Origin of the sequence: Saccharibacillus sp. WB 17, from assembly GCF_008634075.2 — a bacterium.
In the GTDB taxonomy this organism is placed as follows: Bacteria; Bacillota; Bacilli; order Paenibacillales; family Paenibacillaceae; genus Saccharibacillus; species Saccharibacillus brassicae.
In genome coordinates, this window is sequence record NZ_VPFK02000014.1 from 119068 (window position 1) to 132521 (window position 13454).

Here is a 13454-nt window from a genome sequence, read left to right on the forward strand (position 1 = left end):
GGGGCTTTTTACGTTTGCGTTTCTTTTTTCGGTTCTCTTTTCGGCTCTGCTGCGCGGTTTCGGGTCTGTCTCTGAAAAAAAGGATTTCCGCTGGCGAACGTCAAAAATAAAGGGAGGGGCTTTTTACGTTTCCGACACGTTTGCCGAGTAGTTTTTCCCAGATTGATCCAGCTCTCTCGTCTTCCTGTTCCGATTCCCGTCTCGTCCACGCTGCATGTTATGGGCTTATATGGAAATGATTTTTTTGAAAAAAGACAAGACGCCAAAAAAATTTATTTTGCATGTAACCGATTTATTGGCTTTTCAAGTAATCCATAGCAAAAGATTTTGCGAACGTTATAATAGGAGCATGAATATCGAAAGGAGCTCCTGGATGAATGAACAATCGGAAGACCTGCAGCTGATCCGGCAAATCGCCGGAAAAGATGCGGAAGCGCTCGAACAATTGTACGATGCCTACGAAAGGCCCCTGTATGCTCTTGCGTATCGCCTGTTGAACGATGCGATGGCGGCGGAAGAAGCGGTACAGGAATTGTTCCTTCGAATTTGGAACAATGCGGAGCGCTACGACTCTTCTTACGGAAAGCTCTCGACGTGGATGTTCGCGCTCACGCGCAACATTTCGATCGACATGCTCCGGAGACGTAACGCGCGTGCGGCATCGGTTCCCGTGGAAGACGAGTATTTGAACGCAATCGTGGATACGGCCTCCGATACGGAGCTTGCCGTGGAACAAACGCTGCAGGGCGAGTCGGTCAGGGCCGCCCTCGGCGAGCTCGGCAGCGAACAGCAGCAGGTAATCGAATTGATTTATTACAAGGGATTGACGCAGCAGGAGGTCTCCGATCGCTGCTCCATCCCGCTCGGGACGGTCAAGAGCCGGGTCAGATTGGCACTCAAGCAGCTGCATAAGCGGCTGTCGGAAACGGAAAGGGGGGANGCGTACGGCCGAACTGAAAGATACGGTCGGTATGCTGGCTCTGGCTGTAAAGCCTGCAGCTCCCCCGACCGGAATGAAGAAAAGAATTCTGGGGAATGTGCTGGGCAGCGAAGCGCCTCGCGGCGGATTGTCCGCCGCGGGCGACCAAGCGGCGGCCGAACGCGAAACACAGCGCCTGCTTGAACAGGCGCGGCAGAACATTGAAGTCGACGAGACCCGCCGCGAGGCGGAGCAGCTCGGGGGGATCGACGGAAATGGCGGTGCGGGCGTCTTGGGCCCCGTAACCGGAAACGAGCGTTCCGGCAGCCGGAACGCGGCGGACGCGCAGCGTCCGGAAGACGGCCAGGCGCTCAAGCCGGCCGTGCGCGGCGAATCCCGCCATACCCGGCGGGAACAGACGGCCGCGCGGATCGGCAGCGAAGCCGACGCTCCGGCCGAAGCGCGCATTGGCGCGTCCCGTGCCCGCGCGGGACGGGGACTATGGGCCGGAGTCGCTTCGGTCATGGCCGCGGCAGCCGTGCTGCTCGGCATCTACTCTTCCCAGCTGCGCGGGGAAATGAACGACATGCGCTCGGACATGACGGCCATGCAGCAGCAGACGGCCGATATGGAGCAGCAGCTCGCCGCCGGCACACAGCCGGCCGTAGGCGCACAGGTAGCCCGCACGGTCGCCCTGGTCGGCAGCGAAGACAGCCCGAACGCAACCGGCATGGCCGCGATGGTCGAAGACCAGAGCGGGATGCAGCTGGTCGTTCAGGCCGAAGACCTGCCCGCGCTCAGCGGCAGCGAAGCGTATCAGGTGTGGCTGATCAAAGACGGACAGCCGATCAATGCCGGCACGTTCCAGTCCGGCAGCGGCAGCGGCGCTTTGACGTACAAGATGCAGCCGGACGAGTACGACATGGTCGCCATTACGCTGGAACCGGATGCCGAAGGGCAGCAGCCCCGCGGACAGATGGTCTTGACCGGAGCGTTGAACGGGTAACGCCGACGAACGGGCCGCGGAATTTGCGGCCCTATCCTATAGATGCTTGACGAAAGCCCCGGATCGCCTCCGTTATGTTGGAGACGATCCGGGGCTTTTGGGTTTGAACGCTTTGCGCGGCCGCCATTCAGCGGCCGCCGAGCGGAAATTCCGCGATCCGCTCGTACATCGGACGCCGGTGCATCCGCGTCCGGTACAGCACGGCCCGGTCCACCGTACCGGCCGGCACCGCCGGAGCCGTCCGCAGCCGCGACGGCTCGAAGTTGTCCTGGCCCGGCGCATATTTGCGGGCCAGGGTCAAATGCGCGCGGAAGCTGCGCTTCTCCGGCGCGAAGCCTAGCGGCGCAAGCGCCGCTTCCGCCGCCGCGGCCAGGCGGCCCAGCGCGCCCGAGCCTTCGGCCGGCTCGGCGAACAGCACGCGCGGCGCTTCGGGCAGGCCGAAGGTGCCCGCGCCCTGCAGATGCAGCGCGAACGGCGTCTCGCGCGCGAAGCCTTCCCGCAGCGCGGCTTCGATCCCCGCGATGTCCCCGCTCTCCACGTCGCCGAGAAACTTCAGCGTCAGGTGATAATCGCGGACGTCCGTCCAGCGGCGAAACCGCTCCGCGCCGTAAGCCGACACCGCCCAGTCGAAAAGGATCTGCGCCGCCGGCTTCCCGATCGGGACCGCGACGAAGATCCGCGGCTGGCATTCTTCGATCGTTTCGATCGTTTTGATTTTTTCGATCGTTTCGGCCTCTTCGCCCGGTTCGATCTTCTCGCCCTCTTCGTCCGGTTCGCCCGATGAGTCGCCCGGGCGGACAGGGCTTTTTTTCAACCTATCGCGTTCGTTCTCCATGTCGGCCTCCTCCCGCCGTTACGCCCTTTTCGTCGTATGCCGCACGCGCCGCTTATCGCTTTTGCCCGCTTTGAGCGTCGCGTTCACTTCGCCTCCGACCATAATGATGATCGAGCTGAGATACAGCCACGTCAGCAAGATGATAATGCCGCCAAGACTGCCGTACGTTTTGGTAAAGTTGCCGAAGTTGTTCACGTAAAACGAGAACGCCAGCGAAGTGACAATCCAGCCGAGCGTGGCGAATACCGCACCCGGAATCGCTTCGCGCAGCCGGATCTGCCGGTTCGGCGCGATCCAGTACAGCGCCGTGAACACCGCGATCAGCACAATCAGCGGAATGCTGTACTGCACCAGGCTCCACATGCGTTCGAATCCCGGCGGATTGTTCAACAGTTGGTTGAGCTGCGTGCCGATCCAGCGTCCGAACACGAGCAGCAGCACGCTGACGAGCAGCACCGCACCCAACACGAGCGTAGACAGCAGCGAGACGAGGCGAATCTGCCAAAACTTGCGGTTTTCCTCGACGTCGTAAGCTTTGTTCAGACCTTTGATCACGGCATTGATGCCTCTCGAAGCCGTCCACAGCGTCGCGATCATCCCGATCGACAGCAGCGCGCCGCCGCCCTGGGTCACTTCGCTCAAAATGCTTTCGACCGTATCCATCGCCGCGCCCGGTACCATTTCGCGCGCCAAGCGCATCATTTCTTCGATCGACAAGTCGACGTAGCCGACCAGCGTGACGAGAAAGATCAGAAACGGAAAAAAAGACAGCAGCAAATAATAAGCGAGCTGCGCGCCGATCCCGCTCACCTCGTCGTCGCGCATCCGGATAAACAGTCGGTAACCGAAATCGAAAGCGTACATTGCGTATTTTCCGATCATGAGTGCTCCTTAAACGTTATTCGGCCGGAACGTCCGCGGGAAGTTTTCCTGCCTTCTCCCCCCGCGCTTCCTTGCCTACTCGTATTATACCCGTTTTCTTCCCCGGCCTTCGCTCTTCGCGGGCGGCAGGAAGATTTCCGGTTCAAACTTTGTTAAGATGAACAGGTAGATTTTGCAAACCGAGAAGGAGGAATCCGAAATGCCGATCATTTTGACCCAGTACGAATTCCCCGAAGAACAGGTGCGGCAGATCCGCGAGATCGCGCCGGATTACGAACTGAAAAGCGTCCCGATCAAAGAAGTCACGCCCGAACAGATCCGCGAAGCGGATATTCTGGTCGGCTGGAATCGCAAAATGGAACAGGCGGCGCTGGAAAGCGACAACCTGAAATGGGTGCAGGCGTGGTCCGCCGGCGTCGATTATTTCCCGATTGACCGTTTTGCCGAGAAAAATGTGCAGCTGACCAACGCCGGAGGGGTGCACGCGATTCCGATCTCCGAGCATATCTTCGCCGTTCTGCTGGCCATGTCGCGCAATCTGCACGGCAATATTCGCAGCCAGGCCCGGGGCAAGTGGGAGAAAAGCGGCTCGTACGGCGAAATTTCCGGCTTGACGATGGTCATCGTGGGCACCGGCCATATCGGACGGGCCACGGCAAGGCTCGCCAAAGCGTTCGGCATGCGCACGGTCGGCGTTCGCCACTCGGGCCGGCCGGAAGAGCATATCGACGAGATGTATACAACGGACGGTATTCGCGAAGCATTTGCCCAAGGCGACGTGATTGTGAACATTTTGCCGCTGACCGACGAGACGCGCCATTTCTTCGATCGGGAAAGCTTCGGCTACATGAAAAAAGGAGCGCGGTTCGTCAACGTGGGCCGCGGCCAAAGCGTCGACACCGAAGCGTTGATCGAAGCGCTTGAGACCGGCATCTTGTCCGGCGCCGCGCTCGACGTGTTCGAACAGGAGCCGCTGCCGGAAGATCATCCGCTGTGGACGCGCGAAGACGTCGTGATTACGCCGCACGTCGCGGGCAACACCGACCATTACGACGCACGCGCCGCCGACATTTTCCTCGACAACCTGCGGGCGTTCGTGCAGGGCGAGACGCTGCCGCGCAATCTGGTCGACTATTCCAAAAAATACTGAGCGCAAAAACGCCGGGGCGCAGGCTGTCGATTCACGGCTGTCTCCTCCTTGTTCCATAGTTGTGCTGCCAGTTGTTCTCCTGATTGTTCTATAGTAGAAAAAGAACGCAAAAAGCACGGGCTTGCGGACGATCTCGTCCGAAAGTCCGTGCTTTTTGGCAGGCGTTCAGCAGGCAAGCAGGACCGGGTTAGCCGCCGCTTCCTTTGCCGGCTGCGGCTTTGCGGGTGCGCAGCATGAGGCGAATGGGCTCGATGTTCGTGAGCAGCACGCCGGCCAGCACGACGACCGAGCCGGCCGCCGCATTCGCGTGCAGCGGTTCGCCGTTTAGCCAGGCGCCGAGCGCAAGCGCGATAAACGGCGACACGTACAGCCAGGTCGTCGGGAACACGGGATGTGTCCGCGACACGAGCCAGTAGAACAGCGTATGCCCGGCCATCGAGCCGACCAGCATCAGATAGAGCAGCGACAGCAGCGCCGGCGCGAGATCGGAGATGCCGGCGGAACCGCGCTCCGCGGCCAGCGACAGCAGGAGCAGCATCCAGCCGCCGTGCATCATCTGGGCCGCGTTAAGCGCTACCGGCGAAGCCTGCGGCAGCTTGGCGCTCGCATGCTTGGCCAGCAGCGCACCGCTCGCGTAGCCGATCTCGCCGGCCACGATAACGAGCCCGGCGATCAGCCACATCCGGCCTCCGCCTCCGCCCGAATTCGGCAGCAGCAGCAGCGCCACGCCGGCCGTCCCGATCAGCGTGCCGGCAAGCGCAAGCTTCGGAATCCGTATCCGGTACACGCCGGCCTGCAGCAGCAGAATAAACGCCGGTCCGGTCGCCGACAGCACCGACGCGAGCCCCGAAGAGACGTACTGCTCCGCCCAGTACAGCGCCGCGAACGTGCAGAAGGTCAGACCGAAGCCGGTCAACAGCGTTTCTTTGCGCAGCAGCAGCGAAAAGCTGAGCCGGCGCCTGAACGCCATCCACAGCATCATCAGCAGGCCGGCGGCAAAAAAGCGCACGCCCGCTCCGAGAAAAGGCGGGAGGCCGGCTTCGACGCCAAGCTTGATCGCCAGAAAAGTCGTCCCGAAAATCAGGCACATGGTCAAATAGCCGAGTATAATCATTTGTTCTTCCTCCTCCGTTTGTTCCATTGTAAAAGCCGGTCCATAGAACAGATGGCTTCGCGCAGAACAGTTTCCTTTCCCTAACGGGAAATAATCGGTTATGATAGCGATATCACAGACGGAGCAGGAGGAGTCGACCATGGCCCAACATCATTCCTTTCACCCGAACGGACCGCGCCGGATCGATCAAGCCGTCGGCGCGGCAGACCGCATGCCCCCGGGCACGTCGCCCGGATTTCCGCTGCCGCTCGCCACTTCGCTGGAACTTGCCGCCGAACTGCGGATTCGTATCGCGCGCGGCGACTGGATCGAAGGCGAGAAGCTGCCTTCGGTGCGCCGCATCTCGGAAGAGACCGGCCTTCACCGGCTGACCGTATACAAAGCCTACGGGCTGCTCAAGGAAGAAGGACTGCTCGAATCGCGCGAGAAGTCCGGCTATTACCTGACCGTGTCCCGCCGGCCCGTGGACGCGGGCTTCGGCAGCCTGGACGGCTTTCGGCGCCGGAGCGGCGAAGAGTCCGCTGTCCCCGGCGAAAACGAAGACCCTCCGCTGCCGACGCTGCTCGGCGAGCTGCACAGCGTCGATTGCAGCTACCACTTCTCGCAGGCGCTGATCGATCCGCTGCTGCTGCCCAATACGTATCTGGCCGAAGAAGCCAAGCGCGTATTCGACCTGTATCCGCGCGTGCTCGGCACGTACGCGCCGCTGCGCGGAGACGCCGAGCTGCTGAACGTGCTGCGCCGCTATCTGTCCGAGACGTGCGGATTCGTGCCCGAAGGGCAGGAACTGCTCGTCACGGGCGGCGCGCAGGAAGCGATCCACCTGACGTGCGAAGCGCTTGTCCGCCCCGGCGACGCGGTGCTCGTGGAACAGCCCAGCTACAGCGTCGCGATCGAGATCTTCAAGCACCGCAACGCGCGGCTGCTGCCGATCGAGATTCATCCGGACGGCTACCGGCTGGACGAACTGGAAGAACTGATGCGCCGCCACCGGCCCGTCCTGTTCTACCTCAATCCGACTTTCCATAATCCGACCGGACGCTGCGTGCCCGCCGAGCAGCGCAAACAGCTTGCGGACCTTGCGGAAACGTACGGCTGCGTGCTCGTCGAAGACGATGCGTTCCGCGACGTTTATTTCGGGGACCCTCCCCCGCCGCCCGTCTACAGCTACGACACGGCCGGCAATACGATTTACGTGCGCAGCTTCAGCAAGTATATTTTCCCGGGTCTGCGAATCGGCTGCCTGGCGGCCCGCTCGGACCTCATGCGGCGCCTGCTCACCGCCAAAGCGCGCAGCGTCGGCGGCACGCCGCTGCTGAACCAGAAAGTGTTCGCGCATCATTTCCAGTCGGAGCGCTCGCGCCGACATCTGCACAAGCTGCGCACCGCGCTCCAGCTGCGCAAGGAAGCGATGGAGAACGCGCTGGAAGGCTCGGGCTGGACGTGGCATTCGCCCGCGGGCGGGCTGAACCTGTGGGTCGAGCTGCCGGAAGGCGTCGACCCGGAGCGACTGCTGGCCGATGCGCTGGACGGCCAGGCCGCAGGGCTGGTCGAAGAAGCTGCCGGCGGCGGAAGCCGCGGTAGTAAGCTTGCGGCGGTCGCCGGCGGCGGGTTCGCTTTGGGCGGCTCGCCGGACGCGGCGAAGTCGCAAGCAGTGACGGCGGCGAAGTCGACGGCGAAGTCGGCAACCGCCAACGGTAGGTTCGCCTCGGATGGCTCGCCGGACGCGGCGAATCCGCAAGCGGTGAAGACGGTGAAAACGTCGGCGAAGTCGGCGGCCGCGGCAGCTCCTCGCCCGGTCGTCAGCCTCGTCTCCGGCAAAGGCGATCCGGGCGGCAATACGGTCTCGTTCGTGCCGGGTTCGTTCTTCGACCCGGCCGGGCGGCCGGATCGCCATATCCGGCTCAGCTATTCGCAGATGGACGAACGGCGCATCGCGCAGGGCATCGCCCTGCTGCGCGGCTACGCCGATCGGCAGCTCGGGAAATAAGCGGATCATTCAATAGAGGGATTCTAGCTAATCCCCTCCAGTCCGACCGATTTCCATCCTATTCAGACGATAAAGTCCGGGCTTTTGGCCCGGACTTTGGTCTGCCCGGAGAACGCTCACACCCCGGCGGCTCTAACGAATCCTCAGCACGCTATATCGGCTTCGGACCGCTTTTCTCATTTCTAACGAATCGTTATCACGCTATTCGGGCCAAATCGACCGAAATCGGCCGTTTAACGCCCAATAAGAATACGTGGGTTCGTTAGTTTCTTCAAACGGCCAATATCGGCAAATAGCGATCTCAGGATTCGTTGGCATCGCGGATTCGTTGGCATCGCGAGATGCCGCACGGACTCGGCGTTCAAGCAAACGTCAAGACTGCCGGGTATAGGCAGCAGGACAAGAGAACGAAGCCGCGTTACTCACGCGCAAGAAAAAGCCTGCCATAAGCCAAGGATGGACTCCTTCGCTTGGGCAGGCTTTTGTCTTTCGATCCTCGAATGCGAAACGGCCGGTCGGCCGAACGAATTCGAACGCTCCGGCCCCGCACCCCCGCAGCTCCAACCGCTCCGGCGCACTCTACGCCGCTTTCCTCCGCCGCTTAACTACCCGATCCGCCAAGCTCCGCGGCTTCGGCGATCAGGCGGAACGATTCCATCCGCGCCTCGTATTCGATGCCCGGGCAGACGATCATGATCTCGTCGGCTTGATACAGGTCGCGCAGCTCCAGCAGGCGCTCGCGTACGCGCTGCCGATCGCCGACGATCAGCGCCATCCGGTCGTCGTTGCCTTTGAGTTCCGAACGGCCAACCGGCGATTCCGGGAACTGCGACCGGAATTGGTCGGCCAGCGTAAGGGCCGCTCCGTCAGTCTCGGCGCAGATGGCATTTATCGCAATGATGACATGGGGTTTGTCCCGTTCCGGCGACGGTACGAACGTGTCCCGGTAAGTCCGGACGATCTCGGGTCCGTCGCTCGAACTCATGAACTGCCCGAACGCGTAATACGCGCCGCAGGAAGCAGCCAGCTTGGCACTTTTCGTATTCGTGCCGAGCATCCACAGCTGCGGAGGCTGCGCCGGCGTCGGACGCGCGCGCACCGGCTCGCCGTCGTAACGGTAGCTGCCGCCGATCAGCGCGCAGAGCTGCTCCACCTTCTCCGGCATGTCGCCCACATGCGCGAGGAAGTTGCCGCTCAGCGCCATCGTCGTGTGCGCATCCCCGCCCGGCGCGCGGCCGATGCCGAGATCGATCCGGCCCGGATACAGCGCCGCCAGCAGATTGAAGCATTCCGCCACTTTCAGCGGACTGTAATGCGGCAGCAGCACGGCGCCCGCGCCGATTCGAATCCGGCTCGTGCGCGCGCCGATATGCGCCAGCAGCACTTCCGGCGCCGTGCAGGCCAGCGCGTCCATGCCGTGGTGCTCGGACAGCCAATACCGGCCGTATCCCCATTGTTCCGCGTTGGCCGCAAGCCTCGCCGATTGGCCGAGCGCTTGCTCGTCCGAAGCTTCGCCGAGTCGAGGCGACATATCCAGGATTCCCAAAGCCAATTTCGTCATGATGCCTTTCCCCTCCCTGGCGGCCGGATCTTCCCGGTCCGCGCCGTGCTCTCTTTGTCGATCGGATGACCCGCTGCGGCGAGTCAGTCGATATCGTAGATGGAACCGACTTTCAGACCGTAGAGCTCGTTATAGATTTTTTCGGCAAACATGTCCGTCATGCCCGCAATATAATCGACGACCATGCGCTCCCACGTCCAGACGGGCACGGCTTGGCGCTGATCGCGTTCGAAACGTTGAATCCAGTCGCTCGGAATGATCGAAGTCGCGGTCGCCGGATCGACGAACGCGTCCCACAGCCGCCGGATGATCCATTCGCTGCGTTTTTGCAGCCGCTGGACGCGCAGATCGCGAATCATCGTCACCCACGCAAAGCTTTTGAGCACGCTCACCGTCCGCAGCATGTCGTCGTTTTCCGCGCCGTCTCTGACGAACGTGACTTTTTTCCAGCCGCCGTCGTCGATCACGCCAAGACTGCTGACGAACTGGTTGACCCAATACGCTTTCACTTCGCGGCGCGTCCTCGAGAAATCGCGGTCGCATACCGGCCATTTGGAATTCCACGCCTGAAGATAATCATCCAGCACCGCGCTGACTTTCATGCTTATCGCTTCGCGGTCCATCCCCTGCCACACCCGGTCTTCGAGCGTCTGGATTTTGTCCAAAATAAGCTGGTGCGTGCCTTCGTCGTGCATGAAATGCTCGTGGACTTCGATTTTGCCCGCTTTGATGCCGTCTTCCAGATCGTGCGCGGAGTACGCGATATCGTCGCACAGATCCATCAGCTGCGCTTCGAGCGTCGTCCGGCGTTCCGGTATCCCCCACTCTTTGCGGATAGCGGAAATATAACTCCATTCGTTGCGGTACATCCCTTTTTTATTTTCAAGTCCGGAGAACGGATATTTGTTGACGCCCAGCAGAACCGCGTCGGACAAATTGAGCCCGTCAAGGTTTTCTCTTTTCTCCAAAAACATCATTAACCGAAAATTGTGCGCGTTGCCCTCGAAATGTTCGTAACGGTAGCGCATTTCGCTATGTTTTTCTCTTTTTTGCTCATTGGATTCCTTTTTGCCCCTAAGCGCTTTGCGCGTTCGCTCCTCGATCAGCTTGTCCAGGATGTCGGCCAGCACTTCCTCGCCTTTGTGCCCGAACGGAGGATGACCGAAATCGTGCGCGATCGACGCGCATTCGACGACTTCCGGGTCCAGCACCAATCCCGGGCTGTCGGCGCGTTCCAGCGTGATCTCCGGATACTGGAACACGAGGTTTTTGGCCGCCTGCCGCGCGATCTGCGCCACTTCGAGCGAGTGCGTGAGCCGCGTGCGGTAGTAATCTCCCGTGCCCGCGCCGAATACCTGCGACTTGCCCTGCAGCCGGCGGAACGTCGGGGAGTGGATCAGCCTCGAGTAATCCCGTTCGAACGAGGATCTCGACGCTTCGTGTTTGTCTTCGGCATGCTGCCGGTGTTCTCTTTTGCTCGTCAAACTCATGTCTCTCAAGCCCCGCCCTCTCTGCCTCATCCATCAGTTGGAGTCGATTATACCTGTTTTTGCCCGCGTGTAAAAGAGGTTCGGGCGTCCGTTATTCATTATACCAGAGGCATGAGTTTGAATCCGGGAACGCTTGTGCGGTCAGGGTAAAAAAAGGCGGGGCCGATCGTCGGCTCCCGGAAAAATTCCGGCGGCCAACGTAAGTATATTCGCGGCAAACGCCGGATTGGATCAAAAAACCTCCCCTTTTACGCATTTCCGCGCAAAATCCACGCAAAAAAACCGGCATGCCTTCCGCAATCGGAAGACATGCCGGCGTTCGGTTCGTATCGTGGAATCCGCTCTTTTTGCGCGTGGACGGCCGTTTACTGCTTAGGAAGACCCGCGGCCAGGCGCAGGGCGTTGGCCTGTTCGTGCGCGGCGGACGCCGCAGCGGAATCGCCTGTCGCTTTGGCCCGGTACCAGGCAGGCGACAGCCAGCGGAAGACCAGTTCCTGCACATTGGACTTGTGCAGCTTGACCGCCTGCGGCAGCTTCGCGCCCCGCTCGTTGATGCCTGCAGCAGCACGCAGGTTATCGGCCAGCCGGTGAAAATGTTCCGCTTCCGGCACCTGCTGCGCGGCGCGCGCGGCAGCCCAGGCGGGACGGACGTAATCGGCGATCAGCGCCTGCGCAAGATCGGCGTCCAGCGGAGCATAAGCGCCGTCCGCGGCTCCGGCTCCCGCCGATGCGCCCGTGCCCTGCCCGCCCGGCGGTCGGTTCGCGGGCTGTGCCAGTTCCGCCGTCACGTCGGCAATCAGCTCTTTGAGCGTTCGGCCGCCGGACCTCAGTGCGTTGTCGCAGTCGATTTTCCGCGCCGGGTCCAGCTGTTTATGGCTCGGAATGAACAGGCGCGGGTCTTTGTTCCATTTTTTGCAGCAGAACGCCAGGTACCAGACGAAACGCTTGTACGCTTCTTCGAAATTGATGCGCCCTCCGTAGCACAATTCCACGCCCAGCGCGGCATCGTTGGCATCGTAACCGAAACGTTCGTTGTCCGCCTTGACGTTGTAGAGGACATGCCACGCTTTTTCGGCGGGGTCTGTGTCCGTTCCGGCGGGGATGATCTCAAGAATCTTTGTGTCGTCGATAAACGTATGCGCCGAAGCGGAACGGTCCGTCAGCGCGTTAAAGTAGCGGTAATGGCTCTCCGCGCCCGCGCCCGGATTGCCCGTGTCGTGCGCAACAAAAAAAGCCGGCGTTCCGGTGGTCAGCCGGAGGCCGGGTCTGGTGTTCGAACGCTTGGCGATGTAGCGGCGCTCGATCGGATATTTATTCGCTTGCAAAACATTCCCTCCTTGCGTTCGGTTTGTATCCGCTGTCGGTCAGACCGTTTTGTTCTCTTCGGCTTCGGCCGCGGCGTTCTATTCGGCTTTGTCGGCTTTGACGATTTCCGGCTGGGCTTCCGGGATCAGCTGCGGATTTTCTTCCGGCTTGGTCCGGCTCTCGAAGATGCGGACGGCATCGCGCAGAATCGGCGGCATCGGTACGCCCATTTTGCCGACATTTTCGATAACGCTCAACAACTCATTGGCCAGATAGAAAAAGATCACCGCATCGCGAAACATATGCAGATCGCCGAGAGCCTGATCGACCAGATGCGCCACGGCCACCACGACGAAGATCGCGGCCTTGCGGACGATCCCGAAATACCCCACCCGGCTGCGCAGTTCCCCGCGCACCCACGCCGCCGCCAATCCTGTTGCCCAATCCACGATGATAAGTACCAGCAGCAATGTGACCATCACGTTCAACCCTCCCAATAGGCAGCCGACCACGGCCCCCACGGCCGCGGCCGTTCCCTTTATGATGTGCTCCCCCATATTCCCCATAGGCATGCTCCCGTTTGTACAAAATGAATTTGAAATGAGCCCCCGGATCGGTTCCGGGGGCGTAGAAATAACCGCTCCCGAGGCGGGGCGGTTTAGTCGGCGGCGAGGAAGCCTACGCCTGCGTTTTCCAGTTGTTCTCTGACCGACAGTTTCAGCGATTCCGGAACAGTCTTGTATTCCAGTTTGCCGATAATAATGCGGTTTGCGAGCATCACAGCCAACATCTCTTGTCCACCTCCCTCCTGCATCAAATACAAAACCCAAGCAGGACGCGAAAATCATTTGTAGACGTGCATCACAATCTCCGTAATAACGTCTTCCTGTATTTCTTGTCCGCTTGAGAGCGCCGAAGCTTTCGCAGTTAACGTATCAAGCTGTCGTTGGAGCTTTGCGAGCTGCGTTTCTTCTGGCTCCGGGATCGCGACGTAATCGTAATAGGTTTCATACTCATCATCCGGCAGGAATCGAACGTAATAGACGGCCATCAAACCCTGTTTTTCTGGCGCCTTCTCCAAACGTTCTAACCAGATACCGCCCGGCTGGTATTTTTCGATTCCAGAGAACGGATTCTCTGCAATCGTTACAATTTGAGCATGATCCCCTTCCGTTTTTGCATATGTGATGTAATAACGCATT

General features: G+C 60.6%; 13 protein-coding genes. 4 read left to right on the forward strand and 9 right to left on the reverse strand.

What is annotated here, in order from left to right; all coding sequences use genetic code 11:
• Positions 1-373: 373 nt before the first annotated feature.
• Both FTE24_RS06485 and FTE24_RS06490 read left to right on the forward strand, forming a co-directional pair.
• Complete coding sequence (locus FTE24_RS06485) at positions 374-1123, forward strand: sigma-70 family RNA polymerase sigma factor (protein ID WP_160441689.1); 750 nt, start codon at positions 374-376, stop codon at positions 1121-1123.
• The gene (locus tag FTE24_RS06490; RefSeq protein WP_160441681.1) at positions 1014-1925 is read left to right on the forward strand and encodes an anti-sigma factor; all 912 of its coding nucleotides are present in this window, start codon (positions 1014-1016) and stop codon (positions 1923-1925) included. The genes FTE24_RS06485 and FTE24_RS06490 overlap by 110 nt, the downstream gene beginning before the upstream one ends.
• Positions 1926-2052: 127 nt before the next feature.
• Here FTE24_RS06490 and thpR read toward each other — a convergent pair whose 3' ends face one another.
• Both thpR and FTE24_RS06500 read right to left on the reverse strand, forming a co-directional pair.
• On the reverse strand, positions 2053-2760 hold the full coding sequence (gene thpR, locus FTE24_RS06495) for an RNA 2',3'-cyclic phosphodiesterase (protein ID WP_150231718.1): 708 nt from the start codon (positions 2758-2760) through the stop codon (positions 2053-2055).
• An 18-nt stretch (positions 2761-2778) separates the two neighbouring features.
• Entirely contained in the window at positions 2779-3642 is an 864-nt protein-coding gene (locus FTE24_RS06500; RefSeq protein ID WP_141448862.1) for a YihY/virulence factor BrkB family protein, read from the reverse strand.
• Positions 3643-3841: 199 nt separating this feature from the next.
• Between FTE24_RS06500 and FTE24_RS06505 the strand changes: the two genes are divergently transcribed.
• The gene (locus tag FTE24_RS06505) at positions 3842-4792 is read left to right on the forward strand and encodes a D-2-hydroxyacid dehydrogenase (RefSeq protein WP_150231720.1); all 951 of its coding nucleotides are present in this window, start codon (positions 3842-3844) and stop codon (positions 4790-4792) included.
• A 187-nt stretch (positions 4793-4979) separates the two neighbouring features.
• Here the strand turns inward: FTE24_RS06505 and FTE24_RS06510 are convergent, their stop codons facing one another.
• Entirely contained in the window at positions 4980-5906 is a 927-nt protein-coding gene (locus tag FTE24_RS06510) for a DMT family transporter (protein WP_141448860.1), read from the reverse strand.
• 139 nt (positions 5907-6045) lie between these two features.
• Here FTE24_RS06510 and FTE24_RS06515 point away from each other — a divergent pair, with 139 nt between their 5' ends.
• Positions 6046-7896 carry an aminotransferase-like domain-containing protein gene (locus FTE24_RS06515; protein ID WP_237401673.1) on the forward strand — a complete coding sequence of 617 codons (1851 nt, stop codon included), beginning with the start codon at positions 6046-6048 and terminating at the stop codon, positions 7894-7896.
• A gap of 601 nt (positions 7897-8497) precedes the next feature.
• Here FTE24_RS06515 and FTE24_RS06525 read toward each other — a convergent pair.
• From FTE24_RS06525 to FTE24_RS06545, 6 genes are all read right to left on the reverse strand, one after another.
• A complete protein-coding gene (locus FTE24_RS06525) occupies positions 8498-9457 on the reverse strand; it encodes an LLM class flavin-dependent oxidoreductase (protein ID WP_150231722.1) in 960 nt (319 codons plus the stop codon).
• Positions 9458-9540: 83 nt separating this feature from the next.
• The gene (locus FTE24_RS06530) at positions 9541-10947 is read right to left on the reverse strand and encodes a deoxyguanosinetriphosphate triphosphohydrolase family protein (protein ID WP_141448858.1); all 1407 of its coding nucleotides are present in this window, start codon (positions 10945-10947) and stop codon (positions 9541-9543) included.
• A gap of 365 nt (positions 10948-11312) precedes the next feature.
• Positions 11313-12272 carry a peptidoglycan recognition protein family protein gene (locus tag FTE24_RS06535; RefSeq protein WP_150231724.1) on the reverse strand — a complete coding sequence of 320 codons (960 nt, stop codon included), beginning with the start codon at positions 12270-12272 and terminating at the stop codon, positions 11313-11315.
• A 78-nt stretch (positions 12273-12350) separates the two neighbouring features.
• The gene (locus FTE24_RS06540; RefSeq protein ID WP_415663180.1) at positions 12351-12731 is read right to left on the reverse strand and encodes a phage holin family protein; all 381 of its coding nucleotides are present in this window, start codon (positions 12729-12731) and stop codon (positions 12351-12353) included.
• 179 nt (positions 12732-12910) lie between these two features.
• Positions 12911-13042, reverse strand: coding sequence for a hypothetical protein (locus FTE24_RS23455; protein ID WP_272915060.1), 132 nt, complete (start codon positions 13040-13042; stop codon positions 12911-12913).
• A 54-nt stretch (positions 13043-13096) separates the two neighbouring features.
• Positions 13097-13453, reverse strand: coding sequence for a hypothetical protein (locus FTE24_RS06545; RefSeq protein ID WP_150231726.1), 357 nt, complete (start codon positions 13451-13453; stop codon positions 13097-13099).
• Between the last annotated feature and the right edge of the window lies 1 nt (position 13454).

Coding starts and splice junctions, on each gene's coding strand:
- FTE24_RS06490 (WP_160441681.1), top strand. CDS start 1,014: ATGAAGAAAAGAATTCTGGGGAATGTGCTGGGCAGCGAAGCGCCTCGC.
- thpR (WP_150231718.1), bottom strand. CDS start 2,760: ATGGAGAACGAACGCGATAGGTTGAAAAAAAGCCCTGTCCGCCCGGGC.
- FTE24_RS06500 (WP_141448862.1), bottom strand. CDS start 3,642: ATGATCGGAAAATACGCAATGTACGCTTTCGATTTCGGTTACCGACTG.
- FTE24_RS06505 (WP_150231720.1), top strand. CDS start 3,842: ATGCCGATCATTTTGACCCAGTACGAATTCCCCGAAGAACAGGTGCGG.
- FTE24_RS06510 (WP_141448860.1), bottom strand. CDS start 5,906: ATGATTATACTCGGCTATTTGACCATGTGCCTGATTTTCGGGACGACT.
- FTE24_RS06515 (WP_237401673.1), top strand. CDS start 6,046: ATGGCCCAACATCATTCCTTTCACCCGAACGGACCGCGCCGGATCGAT.
- FTE24_RS06525 (WP_150231722.1), bottom strand. CDS start 9,457: ATGACGAAATTGGCTTTGGGAATCCTGGATATGTCGCCTCGACTCGGC.
- FTE24_RS06530 (WP_141448858.1), bottom strand. CDS start 10,947: ATGAGTTTGACGAGCAAAAGAGAACACCGGCAGCATGCCGAAGACAAA.
- FTE24_RS06540 (WP_415663180.1), bottom strand. CDS start 12,731: ATGGTCACATTGCTGCTGGTACTTATCATCGTGGATTGGGCAACAGGA.
- FTE24_RS23455 (WP_272915060.1), bottom strand. CDS start 13,042: ATGTTGGCTGTGATGCTCGCAAACCGCATTATTATCGGCAAACTGGAA.
- FTE24_RS06545 (WP_150231726.1), bottom strand. CDS start 13,453: ATGCGTTATTACATCACATATGCAAAAACGGAAGGGGATCATGCTCAA.